General features: G+C 39.4%; 2 protein-coding genes. Both read left to right on the top strand.

Annotated features, from left to right (window positions below; genetic code table 11):
• Nucleotides 1-12: 12 nt before the first annotated feature.
• Nucleotides 13-10,992, top strand: coding sequence for a hybrid non-ribosomal peptide synthetase/type I polyketide synthase (locus L323_RS30645; protein WP_020815482.1), 10,980 nt, complete (start codon nt 13-15; stop codon nt 10,990-10,992).
• Nucleotides 10,979-22,873 (top strand): hybrid non-ribosomal peptide synthetase/type I polyketide synthase, encoded by an 11,895-nt coding sequence (locus tag L323_RS40565; protein ID WP_020815481.1) that lies wholly within the window; start codon nt 10,979-10,981, stop codon nt 22,871-22,873. The genes L323_RS30645 and L323_RS40565 overlap by 14 nt, the downstream gene beginning before the upstream one ends.
• Nucleotides 22,874-23,015: the final 142 nt, after the last annotated feature.

Below are 23,015 nucleotides of genomic sequence, written 5' to 3'. Positions count from 1 at the left end.
GAAATTAAGCTTATGTTTATACATACAGAAGAATATCCACTCACCTCATACCAGAAGGATATATGGATTGAACAAATATTATATCCTGATAAGCCATTTTATAATATAGGCGGGTATACAGAGATTATAGGTGAAATTAATCTACGAATTTTTCAGGAAACTATAGATTATCTTATGAAAGAAAATGATGCACTAAGAACAATATTTTTTGAGAAATCCGGACAACCTTATCAAAGGTTTTTAACGCAGATAGAATATGCTGTTTCAGTGTATGATTTTTCAAACGAAGAAAATCCGTCAGAATATAGTATAAATTGGATGGCTAATGAAATGCTGATGCCATATAATATTTATAATAATATTTTGTTTACTTCATGCTTGATTAAAGCAGGTGAAAATCTTTATTATATTTTCTGCAAAGCACATCATTTGATAACAGATGGATATGGCTTCTCACTTATAGGCAAAAGGGTGAGGGAAATATACACTGCCCTGTTATCTGAAAGACAGGATTTTGTAAAAAATACATACTCATATATCGATTTTATACTTGAAGATTACAATTATAGAAATGCGGAAGATAGAATATTCTGGAGAGAAAAGTTAAAAGGATTGCCGGAACCACTTATACCAAGAAAAATTATTGTCAATAAAGATGACAGCAGCCTTATTACAAGTTCCAGAGAGTCAATAGTTGTAGAACAACACCTTTACAACAGAATAATTGAATTTTGCAAAGTTAATAAATGTTCTGCATTTCATTTTTTTCTTGGGATACTGGCTGTTTATTTTGGCAGAGTATGTTCTAAAAACGAGCTTGTTATAGGCGTACCTATATTAAACAGGAGAAACTCAAAATTTAAATCCACAATAGGTCTTTTTGTAAATATAATCCCTCTCACAATCTCAATTCATAGTGGACAAAACTTTACTAATTTGATGCAAAAAATAAGAGAAAATTTGAAAGAATGTTATAGGCACCAGAAACTTAGCCTTGGTGAAATTCTCAATGAACTAGGCGGGAACACGGAGGATAAGAAAAGTGTTTTTGACATAATTCTGTCATATGAAAAACATAGCCATGATTCTATATTTTGCGGGCATCCGGCTCATTCGGAGGCATTGACTCATTGGAATGAAAAAAATGCTTTGTCTGTGTTTATTAGGGAATTTGATTCGGAAGATGATGTTAAGATTGATTTTGATTACCAATTGGGGGTTTTTGACAATATATTCTCTATGAAGAACATAGTCAGGCATTTTAATAATCTTATAAATGAAGTGTTAATGAACGGCACAAAAGACGTTACAGGTTTGGATTATCTTTCCCAAGAAGAAAAAGCAGAGATATTATACAGATTTAATGATACAAAGGCAGACTATCACAAGGATAAGACTATACATGAAGCATTTGAGGAACAGGTGGAAAGGACTCCGGATAATATAGCTGTGGTATTCAGGGGCAATCAGTTGACATACCGTGAGCTGAATAACAAGGCAAACAGTCTTGCCAGGGTACTGATAGAAAAAGGAGTAAAACCCGATGCAATCGTTGGAATAATGGCAGAGCGTTCACTAGAGATGATAATAGGCATATATGCGATACTCAAAGCCGGAGGCGCGTACCTGCCCATAGATCCCGGATTTCCCAACGACAGAATAAACTACATAATTAGTGACAGTGGTGCTGGGATAATACTTATGCAGGAAAAGTTTAAGGCAAAAACAGACTTAGCTGTAACCATTCTGAACATAGAAGATGAAAACCTTTATCATAGGGATATTTCCAACCCCGGTCATACAAGTACATCCGGTAATCTTGCATATGTCATATATACATCAGGCTCCACCGGAAATCCAAAGGGTGTTATGATAGAACATTATTCAGTAATCAACAGACTGAACTGGATGCAAAAGATGTATCCGATAGGACCCGGGGACGTGATATTACAGAAAACGACATGTACATTCGACGTATCTGTTTGGGAACTTTTCTGGTGGGGACATTTCGGAGCAAGGGTATGTATGTTGATACCCGGAGGTGAAAAAGACCCGGGCGAAATTGCTGATGCAATAGAGAAATATAGCGTAACTACAGTACATTTTGTACCTTCAATGTTAAAAATTTTCCTAGAGTACCTTGAACATTTTAAGGAATTTGAAAGGGTGTCAGGATTAAGACAGGTATATGCAAGTGGTGAAGCTTTAACTTTAAGCCAGATAGAGAAATTTAACAAATACATAAATAAAAACTACGGAGCAAAGCTTCATAATTTATACGGACCTACAGAGGCAACGGTAGACGTTTCATACTTTGATTGTTCAAGTAATAAAAAGCTTGAGCGCATACCTATAGGAAAGCCAATAGACAATATTCAACTTTACATTGTTGATGCATATAATAATTTACTGCCTGTAGGGGTTCCGGGTGAGCTATGTATTGCCGGTGACGGGCTTGCAAGGGGATACCTGAATAGGCCTGAGCTTACAAAAGAAAAATTTGTGCCAAATCCATTTATCCCGGGCGAAAGGATGTACCGCACCGGTGACCTTGCACGGTGGCTTCCTGACGGCAACATAGAGTATTTGGGACGTATGGACCACCAGGTGAAGATAAGAGGTTTCAGAATTGAACTTGGTGAAATAGAGACACAGCTTCTGAAGCACCGGCAGATCAGAGAGGCAGTTGTAATCCCAAAAGATGACAGTGATGGCGGGAAGTACCTGTGTGCATATTATGTGTCTGACAGCGAATTGAGTCTTGAAGAGTTAAGAGGCCATTTATCTGGTGAACTGCCAGACTATATGGTACCGCCATATTTCATACATCTTGATGATATACCACTATCACACAATGGGAAAATTGACAGGAAGGCATTACCGGAACCTGACGGCAATATAAGTACAGGCATCCCTTATATTGCTCCTACAAATGGAATTGAAGAAGAGCTGGTAACAATATGGCAGGAGGTCCTTGAAGTTGAGAGGGTCGGTATAAATGATAATTTCTTTGAACTTGGAGGACATTCATTAAAGGCTACACTGCTTGTTTCAAAGATACACAAAGAGTTTAACGTAGAAATGCCTTTGAGGGAGATTTTTAATCTGCCCACAGTAAAGGGGCTTGCTGCATATATAAAAAGTACTGATGAGAGTATATATTCATCAATAATTCCTGCAGGCGAAAAAGAATACTACCCTGTATCTGCTGCACAGAAGAGACTCTATATATTGAATCAATTTGAGAGAGCAGGTAAAAGCTACAATATGCCCTGTACTATACTAATGGAGGGCAAACTGGATACAAATAGATTTGAGGATGCTTTCAGAGCTCTAATAAGGAGGCATGAAACTCTGCGAACATCATTTGAAATGTCAGATGGTGAACCGGTACAGAAGGTACACAGAGAAGCAGAGTTCAAAGTAGACTATTTTGAGTCCGGTGAGGATAATGCAGGCAGAATAGTAAATGAATTTATCCGTCCGTTTGATTTGAACAAGGCACCGCTCTTGCGGGTAGGGTTTATCAAAATTGGAAATGACAGGCACCTGTTGATGTTTGATATGCACCATTTAATATCAGACGGTACATCAGTTAACATACTTGTAAGGGAGTTTTCCCAGTTGTATGAAGGACAGGAACCGGCAGGACTCAAGATACAATATAAGGACTTTTCACAATGGCAAAATGAACTATTAAGGACCGGAGGTATAAAGAAACAGGAAGAATACTGGCTGCATAAATTCGAGGATGAAGTACCTGTATTGAATATGCCAACAGATTACCAAAGACCACCGGTGCAAAGCTTTGAAGGGGATAGGATAGCCTTCGAAGTGGATGAAGAAATATCACAGAAAGTAAACAGCCTTGCAAAGAAAACAGGTACGACGTTGTACATGGTGCTGCTTGCAGCATATAACGCTCTGCTGTACAGGTATACAGGTCAGGAAGATATAGTAGTGGGATCACCTGTAGCAGGCAGGCCTCATGCGGATTTGCAGGATATAATAGGCATGTTTGTAAACACACTTGCCATGAGAAACTATCCTTCAGGCGAAAAGACCTTCAATGAATTTCTGGCAGAAGTAAGGGAGAGCTGCATAAAGGCCTATGGAAATCAGGATTACCAGTTTGAAGAATTGGTTGACAAGCTTAACATAAAAAGGGATATGAGCAGGAATCCATTATTCGATACTATGTTTGTTCTTCAAAATACAAATAGCAGGGATATTCAGGTTAACGGCTTGAAGATCATAACTCAAACAGTGGAAAACAGGACATCAAAATTTGATATTACATTGAACGCTTGGGAGCAGAATGGGAAGATTGCTTTCGAAGTTGAATACTGTACAAAATTGTTTGGTAAAGAAACAATAGAAAGGTTTTCAAAGCATTTCACAAATATCCTGAGCAACATCACCGCGGACTTGAATACCAGGCTCTCAGAGTTGAATATCATCACTGACGAAGAGAGGGAAAAAATATTATATACATTTAATAATACAAAGGAAGATTATCCCAAGGATAAGACTATACATGAAATATTTGAGGAACAGGTGGAAAAGACTCCTGATAATATAGCAGTAGTGTTTGAAAAAAGTAAACTTACTTATAGGGAGTTAAATGATAAGTCAAATAGTCTTGCATGGGTGCTTAGGGAAAAAGGAGTACAACCTGATACGATTGTTGGTATAATTGCAGAACGCTCAATAGAAATGATAATAGGCATAACAGGTATACTGAAGGCAGGAGGTGCCTACCTTCCTATAGATCCTCGATACCCGCAGGAAAGAATAAATTTTATGCTTAAAGACAGTGGAACAGGTATATTGCTAACATGTGATTATCTAATAGGTAAAACAGATTTTGCCGGGTACATAGTAAATCTTAGCGATAGCAATCTATATGCCGGAAATACTTTAAATCCTGATAAAACAGGTACTCCGAAGCATCTTGCATATGTAATGTACACATCCGGGTCAACGGGAAAGCCAAAAGGCGTTATGGTGGAACACCGAAGCGTGGTCAGGCTTGTTAAAAACACCAATTATATAGATTTTGAAGAAAATGACAGTATACTACAGACGGGCGCGTTGGCATTTGATGCTACAACATTTGAATTTTGGGGAGCGCTGTTAAATGGATTAAAGCTTTATATAGCTGATGAGAATATTATTCTGGATCCTATAAATCTTAGCGCCGCCATAAAAAAATACGATATAAGTACTATGTGGCTTACTTCACCGCTTTTTAACCAGTTTTCTACACAAAAGCCGGAGATATTCAATGGCCTGAAAAAACTGCTGGTTGGAGGGGATAAACTGTCACCAGCTCACATAAATGCTGTAAGAAATGTATGCCCCGGGCTTATTATAACAAATGGGTATGGGCCTACAGAGAATACTACATTTTCGGTATGTTTTAAAATAAATAAGACTTATGAGCAAAACATACCAATAGGCATACCTGTAAACAACTCAACTGCATATATACTGGACAAGTACGATAACTTACAACCCATGGGGGTAAGTGGCGAATTGTGTGTTGGAGGAGATGGCCTCGCAAGGGGATATATTAACAGGCAAGAGCTTACAGCTGAGAAATTTGTGACTAATCCATTTATGCCTGGGGAAAGAATGTATCGTACCGGAGACATGGCACGGTGGCTTCCTGACGGCAACATAGAATTTCTTGGACGTATGGATAATCAGGTTAAAATTCGAGGCTTCAGAATAGAACCGGGTGAAATAGAAGCACAGCTGCTTGGAAATCCTTCAATAAAGGAAGCAGTGGTATTGGAGAACAAGGACGAAAATGGGGATGGGAGCCTGTGTGCATATGTGGTAGCGCAGGCCGGATGTCATATGGAAGATATAAAAGAGGGGCTAAGAAAAAGCCTGCCTGACTATATGATACCCTCACACTTTATAGAAATTGAACAAATACCACTTACTTCAAATGGGAAAATAAATAAAAAAATGCTTCCAAAGCCATCTGACAGTGTTAATACCGGAGTGGAATACATAGCTCCAAAAACAGATTATGAAAAAGTTATTGCTGATATTTGGCGGGAGGTTCTGAATCGGGAGCAAATAGGAATTACAGATAACTTTTTTGATATAGGAGGTAACTCATTATCTATCATAAGATTGAGCAGTCTCATAAATCAGAAGCTTAAGGGTAAATTTGCAGGGGAAATATCTACTACAACTCTTTTTCAGTACCCAACAATCAGTTCCCTAATGAATTATTTGAATAATGGGCAGGAAGATCCAGAAGAATTAAATATAAACAAGAACGACAGATTGATAAACAAAGACGTAGCGGTAATTGGCTTATCCGGCAGGTTCCCTGGAGCAGCTAGCGTTAATGAATTCTGGGAAAATATAAAGAATGGAATAGAATCTATAACTCATTTTACAGATGATGAGCTTAGAGAAGAGGGAATAGAAGAGGACTTGCTTAAAAACCCTCATTATATTAAAGCCAAGGGAATTATAGGTGAACCTGAGTACTTTGATGCTGCTTTTTTTGACTACTCACCAGGTGATGCGAAACTTTTGGATCCCCAAATTCGAATATTTCATGAATGTGTATGGGAAGCACTGGAAAGCGCCGGATATGATCCTTACTCGTATGGGGGCTTAATAGGACTTTTTGCAGGAGCATCAAACAATACAGTCTGGCAGACATTAGTGTCTGATTATACCAATCAGAGTAATACATCTTATTTATTTAGTAATTACCAGTTAGCTGATAAAGATTTCCTGACTACACGTATATCATACAAGCTTAATTTGAGAGGCCCGAGCATGATTGTACAGACTGCATGTTCAACGTCACTGGTAGCAGTAAATGTAGCATACCAGAAATTATTAGAAGGAGAATGTGATATAGCCTTGGCGGGAGGAGTATCTGTAACTTTCCCTCATAAAAACGGGTACTTGTTTCAGGAAGGAATGATAATGTCAAGTGACGGTCACTGCCGGTCCTTTGATGCAGAAGCCAGTGGGACCGTTTCTGGAGAAGGTGCCGGAGTCGTTGTTTTAAAACGGCTGGAAGATGCTGTAAAGGACGGAGATCACATATGGGCAGTAATAAAAGGGAGCAGAATCAATAATGATGGAGCCGGAAAAGTAGGGTATACTGCGCCAAGCGTTGAGGGGCAGGCCCGGGTTATAAGAGAGGCTTGTCATTTCGCTGAAGTAAGTACTGAGACTATCGGCTATGTAGAAGCCCATGGTACGGCAACTGCTTTAGGGGATCCAATAGAGATCGAGGCACTAAAGAAGGCATTCAACACAACAAAGAGGAATTACTGTGCAATTGGTTCAGTAAAAACCAATTGTGGACATTTGGACACTGCTGCAGGTGTTACAGGTTTAATTAAAACGGTATTATCTTTATATAATAAACAAATACCCCCAAGTCTGCATTATAAAAGTCCCAACCCAAAGATTGATTTTAAAAATAGCCCCTTTTATGTAAACGAATCATTGCGGGACTGGGAGAGAAAAGAATATCCTTTACGTGCTGGGGTTAGTTCATTTGGAATAGGAGGAACCAATGCCCATGTTATCCTGGAAGAATCACCTGTAACTGAGAGTACTCAAGAATCCGGGAGGTGGTATATGTTGCCTTTGTCGGCTAAAACTCCGGGTGTTCTTGACAAGCTGTCGGGAAAATTTGCTGAGTATATGCAGCGGAACCAGGATATAAATCTTTCAGATCTCTCATATACGATGCAGGTGGGAAGGGCTCAGCTAAAGTATAGAAGAGTGGTGGTATTTCAGGATTTACAGGATGCTGTTAATCAGTTAAATAAAAACCATACTGCTGAAATTGCAAAACAGGATAATGGTAAAGTCGTATTTATGTTTTCAGGACAAGGATACCAGTATGTAAATATGTTAAGGGAATTTTACGAAAGCGAGCAGGCATTCCGGGAAGAGATGGATAATTGCTTTTGTATTTTAGAGCCAATGCTGACTTTTAACATTAAAGACATACTTTTTCCTGAAGACAGTTCCGATAATATGGAAGTTACAGATACGCTGGTAGCTCAGCCATTAAATTTTATTATACAATATTCGTTGGCTAGAACCTTGATAAAGTGGGGAATAAAACCGGAAGCTTTAATTGGACACAGTTTAGGTGAATATGTTGCTGCCTGTTTGGCGGAAGTGCTCACTTTGGAGGATGCACTGGACTTAATTGTATTAAGGGGAAGACTTATGCAGCAGCTGCCAAAAGGCGGAATGCTTGGTGTAGTGATTTCTGAGACTGAACTGAAACCACTATTAATTGAAGAAGTATCATTGGCAGCAGTAAACAGTTCTTCGATCTGTGTTGTATCCGGTAGTCAAGAGTCTATAGATTTACTGGAAGAGAAATTAAATAAAATGGGATATGAATGTATGAAGGTACCGGCTTCACATGCTTTTCATTCCAATGCAATGAGCGCAATGCTTCCATTATTTAAAGATAAGTTAGAAAGAATTGAATTGAAAAAACCTGATATACCTTATATCTCAAATGTAACCGGTACATGGATTACAGCTCAAGATGCCACAAATCCGGAATATTGGGCGGAACACACAACCGGTACAGTAAGATTTGCAGATGGTATCGGTGAATTATTTAGAAAAAACTTTACAGTATTTATTGAAATAGGAGCGGGACGAACATTAAATACATCAGTGAAATTGCACGAGGACTGTACACCTGACATTTTAGTTGTCAATTTAATTAGGCACTCTAAGGAGGAAAGAGGAGGACAATCTCAGAGACTTAATATTTCAGCTTTGTTTAAATCCTTACCCGAAGAAGCATCAGACATGTCCTTTATCTTAACTCAACTTGGCAGGCTTTGGTGTGCCGGAATAAAGATAGATTGGAAGCAGTTTTACAAGAATGGCAAACGAAGAAGGATTCCACTGCCCACCTATCCATTCCAACGGCAACGCTATTGGATTGATAAAGAGCACCGTGGTTATTTAAAGACCCTTGATTTCAGGTACACTGACAATTACAAAAGGAGAGAGGTGGGTGAATGGTTTTTCATTCCAATCTGGAGGCGTGGGAATTTATCTTATGGCAGTAAAGATTTTAAAACCTTTAAAAATATATTAGTTTTTATAGACCAAACGGATTTTGGCAACAATTTAGCAGGAAGTTTAGAATCAGCAGGCAAGCAATTAACATTTGTAAAAAGCGGGGCTTCATTTTGCCAGGATAGGGATATTGAATCCGGTTATTTTATTAACCCTGATATAAGTGATGATTATAAAAACTTGTTTAGGGAACTGTACAAATCACAAAATATTCCTGATACTATCTTATACTTGTGGACTTTAACGGAAGATAATCTTCATGAGTCGGATTGGGATAAAGTCAATACTGCGGTTGATATGGGCTTTTACGGTTTGATTTATATTGCTCAGGCAATCGGGGAGTTAAATATACCTGATCAAATATCCATTAACGTTGTAACTAACAGTATGCACATGGTAAGCGGAGAAGAAAATATTAATCCTGAGAAGGCTGTTATTGCCGGGCCCATTAGAACTATACCAAAGGAATATACCAATATTAAATGCACCGGTATAGATATTGTGGTTCCTCAGGAGGATAAAGCAAAAGAACAGCAGCTTATAAACTGTTTATTGGCGGAGATGGCAGCTACAGATAATGAACCACTAGTTGCGTACAGAGGTAATTATCGCTGGAGACAGAGTTTTGATGAAATACAACTGAATGAATGCAAGGGTGTGCCATGGCGACTAAGGGAAAATGGTGTATATGTGATTACCGGCGGCCTTGGCGGTATTGGCCTGGCCATATCGGAATATCTGGCCGGAGCCGTCAGGGCAAGGCTGGTATTAATAGGACGTACGGAGATACCACCAAGGGAAAACTGGGATGACTATATAAACTCTACTGAAAAGGATAGCAAATTAGCTTATAAAATTATGAAAATCAAAGAGCTAGAAGAATTGGGGACAGAGGTTCTGCCGATTAATGCGGATGTTTCCGACAATTACCGGATGAGTAAGGCCATGTCTGTAATCCATGAACGATTTGGAGAAGTTAATGGAGTTATTCATAGCGCAGGATTACCTGATGGTGGATTAATTCAACTAAGAAACAGAGAAACAACAGACAGCATCATGTCTTCAAAAATTCAAGGCACATTGGAAATTAACAAATTTATTGAACACAACAAACTTGATTTCATGATATATTGCTCATCTCTTAGCTCTATAATTGCGCCGTTTGGTCAAATAGGCTATTGCTCGGCAAATAATTTTCAGGATGCCTTTTCTCAGCATCAATGTAACAAGGGGCATACATACACTGCATCTATTAATTGGGATACTTGGAAACAAACGGGAATGGCTGTAAATTTGGCTTGTGCACATTCTTCTGACAATTTGGAAAATGGAATGCTTATTTCAGAAGGCATTGAGGTTTTCAAAAGAATCCTGAACAGTAATCTGCCCAATCATCTTTTAGCTCAAGTACTAATATCCCCATATCCTTTAGAAGCATACCTTAAAAGGATATGGGACATGGAACATGAACAGTTCAAAATTAAGTCGGAAGAAAGTAACAATCCGGAAGAAAGTCTGAATCTACAGGATATTACATCACAAAGTGATATTGAGTCAAAACTCACAGATATTTTAAAGGAAATATTAGGATATCCGGATATTGGACGTGATGATAATTTCTTTGATTTGGGTGCTTATTCATTGCATTTAATTCAGTTAAGGCAAAGATTAAAAGCGGTGCTTAATGTAGATATATCCATAGTGTCTTTATATGCAAATACGACAATTTCATCATTAAGCAGGTACTTGTTTAAGCGGGATGAAGCACAATATTCTATAACAGATGAAGAATCATCAGATTTTGTAAGTAAACGAAGGAATAAAAAGAATATTTTACTACAAAGAGAAAAGAGGAACGAAATTCATGGAAGAGATTAATAATAAAAATGGGCTCGAAGTTGCGGTTATCGGATTAGCCGGCAGGTTTCCGGGGGCAAATAACATCAATGAATTTTGGAGCAATCTGAAAAATGGAATTGAATCCATTTCCTTCTTTTCTGATAGTGAATTAATAGAAAACGGGGTTGATATTAATTGTTTGAATGACCCGGAATATGTAAAAGCAAAGGGTATGGTTTCTAATGCGGAATATTTTGATCCATATTTCTTTGGTTATACACCAAGTGAGGCGGAAGTAATGGACCCTCAAATACGTGTGTTTTTTGAGTGTGTTTGGGAAGCCTTGGAAAATGCAGGGTATGATCCTTTTTCTTATAAAAAACCAATTGGCTTATATGCAGGAGCCTCGGATAATGTTCATTGGAGGCAGAGGGCTTCGTTATTTGGGAACTCGGATGTAGATATGCTGACCAAAACTATATTATCTAACAGAGATTGCTTGAGCACACTTATAGCCTATAAATTGAATTTTAAAGGTCCTTCAATAACATTACAGACGGCATGCTCAACTTCGTTGGTGGCAATTCATATGGCATGTCAAAGTCTGCTAAACGGTGAATGCAGCATAGCGTTGGCAGGCGGGGTCTCCATAATGCTGCCTCAAATAACCGGATATAAATACGAGGATGGTATGACGCTATCTCCAGACGGTCATTGCCGTACCTTTGATGAAAAATCCAGAGGTACGGTTATGAGTAATGGAGCAGGAGTTGTAGTTTTGAAGACCTTGGAAGATGCTATTAATGATGGTGACCATATATATGCTGTAGTTAAAGGAAGTGCGATTAATAATGACGGAAACAGAAAAGTAGGATTTACAGCCCCAAGTGTCTTGGGACAAGCGGAAGTTATCAGGGATTCATTGATGATGGCTGAAGTGGAAGAGGAAAGCATAAGCTATATTGAAACTCATGGAACAGGGACACCGGTTGGTGACCCTATAGAGCTTGAAGCACTAAAATTTGCTTTTAATACGGATATGAAACAATACTGCGCACTTGGAGCGCTTAAGACAAATATAGGTCATCTCGATGCTGCATCGGGGGTGGCCGGATTTATAAAAACAGTACTGGCATTGAAAAATCGAGAGCTGCCGCCAAGCCTACATTATGAAAATCCTAACCCAAGCATTGATTTTGATAACAGTCCCTTTTTTGTAAATAAACGTTTGAACAAATGGGAAAATGAAAAATACCCACTAAGGGCAGGAGTAAGTTCATTTGGGATTGGTGGTACTAATGCGCATATTATTCTTGAAGAAGCACCAATACTTTATGAGCCAGCAAGTAAAAATAGTTGGTGCATGATTCCATTATCTGCAAAAACTCAGAATGCCCTTGATAAGCTATCAGGGAACTTGGCTTATTATCTGGAACAAAATCCGGATATAAGCCTTCCTGACCTTGCATATACAATGCAGATAGGAAGAACTCAATTCAAATACAGAAGAGCAGTGGTATTCCAAAATGTAAAAGGTGCCATTAGTGAATTAAATAAAACATATATTGCTGAAATTGCGAAAGCAGACCAGAATACTGTTGTATTTATGTTCCCGGGTCAGGGATATCAATACATAAATATAGGGTTGGAACTTTACCAAAGTGATCCATACTTTCGGAAGGAGATGGACCGCTGCTTTGCTGTTTTAAAACCCATGTTGCATTTTGATATTAAAAATATCCTGTTTCCTATGGACAAATTCAACAATATAAACAATGTCAGTATTACAGATACGTTGGTGGCGCAACCTTTAAATTTTATTCTGGAATATTCATTAGCTAAAAGCCTGATAAAATGGGGCGTTAAACCTGATGCTCTAATTGGCCATAGCTTAGGAGAATATGTCGCTGCCTGTTTGGCTGAAGTGTTTACATTAGAAGATGCATTAGATTTGATTGTATTAAGAGGAAAGCTTATGCAGGAACAGCCTGCCGGAATAATGCTCAGTGTTATGATTTCAGAAGAAGAGCTGAGGCCACTCTTAACTGAGGAGATATCGTTAGCAGCGGTGAATAGTTCCTCAGTCTGCGTTGTATCAGGAAGTAAACAAGCTATGGAGCTGTTCGAAAAACAATTAAATGAGATGGGGCTCCAGGGAATAAGGCTGCCTGTTTCACATGCTTTTCATTCTTCCGCAATGAAATCAATGATTCCATCCTTTTTGAATAAATTAGAAAGAATAAAATTGAATAAGCCTAAGATTCCATATATTTCAAATGTAACGGGTACATGGATTACTGCTAAGGAGGCGACTGCCCCCGAATATTGGGCAGAACACATATTAGGAACAGTAAGGTTTGCAGATGGGATTACTGAATTACTGAAAAATGATAATACTGTATTTATTGAAGTGGGAGCCGGGTGGACATTGAATACTTCGGTCAGACTGCATGAAGACTATACCCCCCGGACTCCGGTTGTTAATCTAATAAGACATGTTAGGGAAGATGTAGAAGAGCAGTCTCCCAGAAGTCAAATTATGAATTTGTTTAATTCAATTCAGGAAGCTCCATCAGATATGGCGTTTCTTTTGAACCAATTGGGAACATTGTGGTGCGTGGGAGTAAAAATAGATTGGAACCAGTTTTATAAAAATGAAAAAAGGCGACGTATACCTTTACCTACCTATCCTTTTGAACGTAAACGTTATTGGATTGATATGGACTATAATCAAAGTTACGAAAAACTAACTCAAACCTATAAGAAGAAAGATATTAATAACTGGTTTTCTATTCCGTCCTGGGAGCGTACAGATTTACCATATAGTAATATAAGTGTTGACACTGGGAAGAATATACTGGTTTTTACAAATACACTTGAATTTAGCAGTAAGCTGATAGAAAGTATGGAGTTATCAAATTGTAACTTAAGAATTGTAAGGGTGGGGGCTGAGTTTTACAAGGAAACTCGTTGCAGCTATTTTATTAACCCTGTGAAGGATAAAGACTACAAAAGTTTGTTTATTGATTTGGACAAATCAAAATTTACTCCGGATGTAATCTTGTATTTGTGGACTTTAACAGATGATACCCCTTGCAAACTGGATAAAAGTAAAGTTAAAAACGCAGTTGATATGGGGTTATATGGATTAATTTACATTGTCCAAGCAATTGGCGAATTAAACTTTTTAGAAAAGGTATCCATTAAAGTAGTAACTAATAATATGCATATAGTGACTGGGGAAGAGAGCGTTAACCCGGAGAAATCAGTTGTTATTGGACCAATAAAAACTATACCGAAGGAATACCATAATATTAAGTGTACAGGTATTGATATCGATCTTCCTCAAACAGATAAAATAAAGGAGCGGCAGCTTATAAATTGTTTGTTCTCAGAATTGACAGTCAGCACGGATGACCCACTGGTTGCGTATAGGGGGAAATACCGCTGGGTACAGAACTTTAAGCCAATACAATTAAAAGAATGCCATGGGATACCATCACGTCTGAGGGAAAACGGTGTATATGTAATTACCGGAGGTCTTGGCGGCATTAGTCTGGCAATGTCAGAGTATTTGGCTAAGACCGTACGGGCAAAGCTGGTATTAATAGGACGTACGGAGGTACCACCAAGTGAAAATTGGGATGACTATTTAAACTCTTCTGAAAAGGATTGTAAATTATCGGATAAAATCATTAAAATTAAAGGACTGCAAGAATCAGGAGCAGAAGTTTTACTGATTAATGCTGATGTTTCTGATACTTATCAGATGAGTAGAGCCATGTCCATAATTCATGAACGATTTGGTGAAGTCAACGGAATTATTCATGGTGCCGGACTACCTGATGGAGGTATGATTCAGCTAAGAAACAGAGCGACAACAGATTGTGTTATTGCTCCCAAAATTTATGGAGCATTGGAAATTAATAAATTTATAGAAAACAACAAGCTTGATTTCCTTATATTATGCTCATCATTGAATTCCATTATCGCACCCTACGGTCAGATTGGATATTCTTCAGCAAATAGCTTTCTGGATGCTTTCTCTCAATATCAATCCAATCAGGCTGGAATATATTCGGTATCTATCAATTGGGACAGCTGGAAAGAAGTTGGTATGGCAGTAGAGTCTTTGAAAAATGGTAATTCTCTGGTAAATCTGGAAACGGGTATGCTTACTACTGAGGGTATCGAGGTTTTAAAGCGGATTTTGGACAGTAATTTGCCGGACTATATTCTGTCACAATTAATAGTGTCCACATATCCTTTGGAATTATACCTAAAAGGTATGCCAGAGCTAGAGAATAAAGAGTCTAAGCTCTATATGGAAGAAAATCAACACTGTGGTGAAGAGCTTGACAGAAATATTAAAAATGCAATATCGAAAGACGAAATTGAGTTAATTCTTGTGAAAATATTTCAAAGACTTCTGGGTGTAGAGGAAATAAATAAATATGATGATTTTTTTGAATTGGGAGGAGATTCCCTGAAAGCTACTGTAATGGTGACAAAAATATATAATGAGCTTAACACTAAAATCTCTTTAAAAGATATATTTAATCTTAGAACTATACAATCTATAAGTGATTTTATAGTTTCCGGAGAAAAGCTTGCATATGAGGAAATAAAGAAAATTGAAGACAAGGAATATTATGAGGCATCTTCGGCTCAAAAAAGAATGTATATATTGCAGCAGATTGAGAAAGACAGTACTGCCTACAATATGTCGTCAGCTCTGTTTATTGAAGGAGAATTTGATACAGGAAAAGTTGACAGAGCCTTTGGAAAGTTAATAGAACGGCATGAGACTCTAAGGACAAGTTTTGAAACAATAGATGGATTAATAGTACAGAGGGTACATAATATTGATACAATTGATTTTAGCATAAAAAAAATTTCTGTTAATAGTGAGATTGAAGTAAAAGAAAAGGTAAATTCTTTTTTAGAACCCTTTGAACTGGGCAAAGCACCTTTATTAAGAGCAGGTGTGATTGAGCTAAGTGAAACAAGACATATACTGATGTTTGATATGCATCATATCATATCGGATGGTGTCTCCATGGATATTCTGGCACGGGAATTTGCAGCACTGTATGAAGGAAGGGAACTGCCGGAATTAAGAATCCAATACAAGGATTATTCCGCATGGCAAAACCGGATGAAGGCGGATGACAGGATACGGAAACAGGAAGAATACTGGCTCAAGGTATTCCAGGGGGAAATCCCTGTTCTCAACCTTCCCGAAGACTTTACAAGACCGCGGGTGCAAAGCTTCGAAGGAGACAGTATTGCATTCGATGTGGCTCCTGAGGTTGCAAAAGGTTTGGAGAAGCTGGCGGGAGACACAGGGGCGACTCTGTATATGGTGCTGTTGGCAGCATATAATGTACTGCTCTCGAAGTATACCGGGCAGGAAGATATCATCGTAGGAACACCCATCGCCGGGAGACCCCATGCCGATTTGGAAAACCTTATGGGAATATTTGTAAATACGCTGGCCATGAGGAACTACCCTGAATGCCGAAAGACTTTCAGAAAATTCGTGGAGGAAGTCAGGGAAAATGCATTAAGGGCGTATGAAAATCAGAATTTCCAATTTGAGGAGCTTGTAGAGAAGCTGGATACAAGACGGGATATAAGCAGAAATCCGCTCTTTGATACCATGTTTGTCCTGCAGAGTGCAGGAACAACATCAGCAAAAGAGACGGGACATAGGTTCAAACCCTATGAAACCGCCGACAGAACGGCAAAATTTGATCTTTCGCTGTTGGCAACAGTCAGTGGGGATAAGATCAGTTTCCTCATCAATTATTGTACCAAATTGTTTAAGAAGGAAACAGTGGAAAGAATCGCAGGACACTTTAAAAATCTACTCCATGAAATTGTAAAGAATGCGGAGAAAAAACTGCAAGATATGGACATGATGTCGAATATGGAGAAGGAAAGTATAATCTATGGCTTCAACAATACGAAAGCAGAATATCCGGGGGACAAGACCATCCATGAACTCATCAAGGAGCAGGTGGGGAGAACTCCGGAGAATATTGCCGTTGTGCATGGGGAAGAAAAGATCAGCTATAGAGAACTGGACAGCAGAGCGGAGGCAGTCTCCCAAAACATTATGGAAAAAGGTATTGACTGTGATGAAGTTGTGGGGATATTGCTGAATCCGTCGGTGGACATGTTTACGGCAATCCTGGGGGTATTAAAAGCAGGTGCGGCTTATTTACCCATTGATGCAAACTATCCGCAGCAAAGAATCGAATATATGCTCAAGGACAGCCGTGTAAAACTGTTGGTCAGCACAGAGGAAATGAGCAGGAAGATTGAGTTTGACGGCGATATCATAGAAATCGGAAGTATCCGGACACCGGCAGAAAGAAAGGAAGTCGTTAAGACAATCACCAAGCCGAACCATATGGCATACGTAATCTATACCTCCGGGTCAACTGGAATGCCCAAAGGCGTCGTGGTGGAACACCGGGCATTGGTGAATCTGTGCTGGTGGCACATTGACAGATATGGGGTAACAGAACGGGACCGGGCTACCAAATATGCCGGAACCGGCTTTGATGCATCCGTATGGGAAATATTCCCATACCTCCTCCGGGGAGCTGCAATCCATATCATCCCTGAAGAAATCAAGCTGGATGTGGACAAGATAAACGAATATTACGAAAAGAACGAAATCAGCATCAGCTTTCTGCCGACGCAAATATGCGAGCAGTTCATGCAACTGGAAAACAAAAGCTTACGGTACTTACTCACCGGAGGCGACAAGCTGAAATATTATAAAAAGCAGAGCTATGAGCTCGTAAACAATTATGGTCCTACGGAAAATACCGTAGTTGCCACCTGCTATACTGTTAAAAATAGTAGTACCAACATACCAATCGGAAAACCTATCAATAATACAAGGGTGTATATATTGAACGGGAATAAAGTACAGCCGGTAGGCGTAGCTGGGGAGTTATGCATCAGCGGGGAAAGTTTAGCGAGAGGGTATATGAACCATGAAAAACTAACTCAGGAAAAATTCACAGAAAATCCGTTTGTACAGGGGGAAAGAATATACAGGACCGGGGATATGGCAAGATGGCTACCAGACGGCAACATCGAGTATTTGGGCAGGATGGACGAGCAGGTAAAGATCCGCGGCTTCCGTATTGAGTTGGCTGAAATCGAAAGTGTGTTGAAAAAGCAAATCGGTGTCAAGGATGCGGCAGTGGCGGTCAAAGAAAAAAGCGGAGACAAGAGTATCTGTGCCTATATAGTATCGGATCAGAAAATCCGGGCAAGCGACATTAAAGACAGCCTTAGAAAAGAACTGCCGGAATACATGGTACCCGCATATATCCTTCAGATCGAAAAGATTCCGGTTACAAGGAACGGTAAGCTTGACAAAGGTGCCCTGCCGGAACCGGAAGCAGTGAGCGGGCGGGAATATATTGCACCGCGAAACAAGATGGAAGAAACCATTGCAGGCATCTTTGAAGAAATATTGGGCGTTACAGCGATGGGGATTGAAGACAACTTCTTTGAAATGGGAGGTCATTCCTTGCGTGCTACCCGTGTTGTCAACCAAATCGAAGCCAAGACCGGTGTCCGCCTACCAATGAAGACCATTTTTACTGCTCCTACCGTCAAGCTTCTAGCTAAAGAAGTGGAAGGAGTAAAAGAAAAGGAATATATTCCGATCCCACAGACGGAGGAAAAAGAAATCTACCCCATGTCGTCGGCACAAAAGAGATTGTACCTGATCAACCAGATAGACGATACTGGCATCACCTACAATATGCCGGTGGAACTGGAAATGCAGGGGACGTTGGATTTTGAACGTTTAAAATCTGTATTGGAACAGTTAACCGAACGACATGAGGTCTTAAGAACCAGCTTCCAAATACAGGACGGGGAAGCCGTACAGAAGGTCGCTAAAGAAGTTAGGATTGAATTGGAGTATGAAGAATGGACAAAGGAAGAAAACCTGCTGTCCGGTTTCGTGCATCCGTTTGACCTCGGAAAGGCACCGCTGATGCGGATGAAAGCAGTAAAAACAGGAGGAGACAAAACGATACTCATGTTCGATATGCACCACATCATCTCCGACGGTATGTCCATAAGTATTCTGACAAAAGAATTGTTCAGGCTGTACAATAGAGAGCAATTAAAACCGCTGCGCGTCCAGTACAAGGATTACAGCGAATGGCTGCGGACAAGAGACCTGTCGAAACAGAAAAAATACTGGAAGGGTGTGTTTGCAGAATCAGTACCGGTTTTGGATTTGCCACTTGATCACAGTAGACCGCAGATACAGAGCTATGCAGGCAGCAGCATCAACGGAATGCTGACGGCTAAACAGAAGAAAGCGGTGGATGAACTGTGTCGGAAGACAGGAGCAACCGCATATATGGTATTGCTTTCCACGATGATGATAATGCTTGGCAAATATAGCCGTCAGGAAGATATTGTTGTCGGTAGTCCTATTTCGGGAAGGACCCATAAAGATACCGAGCAAATGATGGGCATGTTTGTCAATACGTTGGCAATGCGGGGGTATCCTAAAGGAGACAAAAAATATCTGGATTTTCTGAAAGAAGTCAGGGAAAGTGCCCTGAATGCCTATGAAAACCAGGAATATCCCTTTGAGGAACTGGTGGAATCGGTGGAGATACAACGGGATTTATCCAGGAACCCGCTTTTTGATGTCATGTTTGTCCTGCAGAATAACGAACAGGTAAACTTCGAAATGAACGGTTTGAAGATGGCAAGCATAGACAGTGAACACAATATCGCCAAATTCGACCTCACCCTAAATATGAGTGAAACGGAAGATGGCTATGCAATGAACTGGGAATACTGTACCGACCTGTTCGCACAGAGAAGTGTGGAACGGATGATGAAGCACTTCAGCCATCTGGTCGACGAAATAACGGCAAATCCGGAGGGAAAGATCAGTGAACTGAGTATGTTGGATGAAGAAGAAAAGAGACTGGTCGTCGATACCTTCAACGACACGGCCGTAGAATATCCCAGTGGCAAAACGGTAGTGGAACTGTTCGAAGAGCAGGCCCAGAAGGCACCGGACAATATTGCGGTCGTATTTGAAGAAGAAAAAATGACCTATAAGGAGCTGAATGAAAAAGCAAACCAATTGGCATACAGGCTGCGGAAGCTTGGTGTTAAACCGGACGACAGGGTAGCGATCCTGACCCAAAGAAGCTTCGAGATGATCATAGGAATTTTAGGAATCATCAAGGCGGGCGGAGCCTATGTACCGATGGATCCTGGCTACCCGGAGGAACGAATCCGGTATATGCTGGAGGATTGCCGACCAAAAGCGATCCTTCTTGGAAGAGTGGAACTGTCGGTAGAAACAGATATCCCGGACATAGACCTCTTTGACAGGGAGGTCTATAATGGTGGGACTGAAAACCCGGGGCACGTAAATACGCCCAACGATCTCCTATATATCATCTACACCTCGGGGACCATGGGGAGACCCAAAGGGGTCATGATTGAAAACGCTGGAATAACCAACCTAAAGGGCTATTTCAAGGATGCGTTCGGAATAAATGCAAAAGACAATATCCTTCAATTTGCAAACTGCTGTTTTGATGCTTCGGTATGGGAAATATATATGACACTTCTACACGGTGCTACCCTTGTAATTCCTAACCAAGATCAGATTCAGGATATTAGTAAACTGGTTATGTTACTAAAGCAAAAGGACGTATCCGTGGCAACTTTACCACCTGTATATTATGCTAAACTCGGGGATGTTCAAATCAGAGTACTTATTACAGCAGGTTCTGAAGCCAACCATGAAATTGCTCAAAAAACTGGAGGAAGATATATAAATGCATATGGACCTACTGAAACTACAATATGTGCAAGCCATTGGGAGTATAATAAGAATAGTGGAATTCCGGAAAGACTTCCTATTGGTAAGCCTATCAATAATTTACAAATATATATTCTTGACGGAATGGAACTGTGTGGAATCGGAGTACCGGGCGAATTGTGCATTGCTGGAGTAGGCCTCGCCCGGGGATACTTGAACCTACCGGAATTGACAGCCGAGATGTTTGTCAAAAATCCATTTGGTAAAGGTAGAATGTACCGCACCGGGGATCTGGCAAGATGGATGACGGATGGAAATATTGAGTTTTTGGGAAGAATAGACGATCAGGTTAAAATAAGAGGATACAGAGTAGAACTTTCGGAAATAGAAAACGTCCTGAGAAAATTGGACAAAATTGATGATGCCGCAGTAGTGGCCTCAGAAGATAAGTCCGGCGATAAATGTATATATGCATATATTGTATCCAAGTATGAAGTAATGCCGGATAAGGTACGTGAAATATTATCCGGGAAACTTCCTTTATATATGATACCAACACACATAATGCAAATAGATAGTATTCCGTTAACAAAAAACGGAAAAATTCACAAAAAGAAGCTACCCCAAATAGAATTAAATGCAAAGACAAAATATGTTGCACCTGAAAATGGACTTCAGGAGAAACTTTGCAGGGTAGTTTGTGAAGTGCTGGGACTGGAGCGTGTTGGAATAAATGATGATATTTTTGAACTTGGCGTAAATAGCATGAAAGCTATAAACATTGTAGGAAGGCTCAAGAAACTAGGGGTAGACCTCTCGATTCAAAGCGTTTTCAACAAAAAGACCGTCGCGAAAATGTCACAGGAAATTATCCGGGATAGTGAGGTCGAGATAAAAGAGCTTAATCCCGAGGTTTCCCTGTATTCAAAGTATAATGAGCTGATTTCATCCAATATGATAGACAATAATATTGAAGTCAATGAAAATAGTCTTGGAAATGTACTGGTTACCGGCTCAACAGGATTTTTAGGTGCACATATTGTAGACAACCTGATAAATGTTGAAAAGGGAAAGATATATTGTGTTGTCAGAAGTACCAGCGTAATAGACGGCTATGAGAGAATAAGGAAGGTATTTAAATACTATTTTGGAAATAGATATGACAGCCTTATTGGTGAAAGAATCATGGTAGTCCCTGGAAACATTGAAGATAATGACATTGAATCAAGGCTTCCCGGTAATATCCAGACAGTTATACACGCTGCTTCAACTACCAAACATTATGGCTTTTACACAGATTTCTATAAAAGTAATGTTTTGGGCACGGAGAATATCTTAAATTTTGCTTCAAAAATCGGTGCGAAATTCACATATGTTTCGACAATAAGTGTCTGCGGTTCAATACCTAAAGATTCAGTCAAAAATTATTTTGATGAAAGAGATTTTTATATTGGACAGGACTTGTCACTATCAAATTACATAGCTACAAAATTCATGGCGGAGAAGGCGGTTCTGAATGCTTTTTCTGCCGGTAGCGACGCTCTTATTATAAGAGTAGGGAACCTGACAAACAGATATTCTGATGGAATGACAATGATGAACTATCAGGACAACATATTTGCTAATAATATCAAATCAATAATTGATATGGGTTATGTTACTGACGAAATTCTTGATTTTCAGCTGCAGTTTTCTGCTGTGGACAAAACTGCCGAAGGTATAGTAAAAATATGTCGTAATCACTGTAACAAATTCTCAGTCTATCATTTATATAATGAGAAGAAAGTTACGTTCAGTAAATTGTATGAGGCTATTAAAGAAGCAGGCATTGATTTGAAATACACGGAGGATGATATAATTTTGGAGCAATACCGAAATAACCGGATAAATGAACGTTTATTCGAACAGCTTGTTCTAATGACTGAAAACAGTAATTCAAAATTAAAAGTTCCGGCAGTCAGATGTGAATTTACCGATTGGTTTTTAGGTAGAATAGGGTTCGAATGGCCTGAAATTGATGAGAAATATCTGCAGAAGACAGTTGGGGAATATAATAATCTTGAATTTTGGAAAAAGTGATAAGCTAAGTTGTTCTTTGAAATTTTAAAGCTTTTATTTTGTTCGCCTTATTCCTTTTAAAGACCATATAAATATTGAAGCCAAAGCAGTAGTTTTCCACAAAGATGAGTTAGCAGAATATAAAATAACACCCAAAGGGATG

The sequence above is a fragment of the Ruminiclostridium papyrosolvens C7 genome, from assembly GCF_000421965.1.
In the GTDB taxonomy this organism is placed as follows: domain Bacteria; phylum Bacillota; class Clostridia; order Acetivibrionales; family DSM-1351; genus Ruminiclostridium; species Ruminiclostridium papyrosolvens_A.
This window is presented reverse-complemented; position numbering and strand designations above follow the sequence as displayed.

What these genes read in the sequence shown, in the direction of transcription:
- L323_RS30645 (WP_020815482.1), top strand. Translation starts at nt 13, where the DNA reads ATGTTTATACATACAGAAGAATATCCACTCACCTCATACCAGAAGGAT.
- L323_RS40565 (WP_020815481.1), top strand. Translation starts at nt 10,979, where the DNA reads ATGGAAGAGATTAATAATAAAAATGGGCTCGAAGTTGCGGTTATCGGA.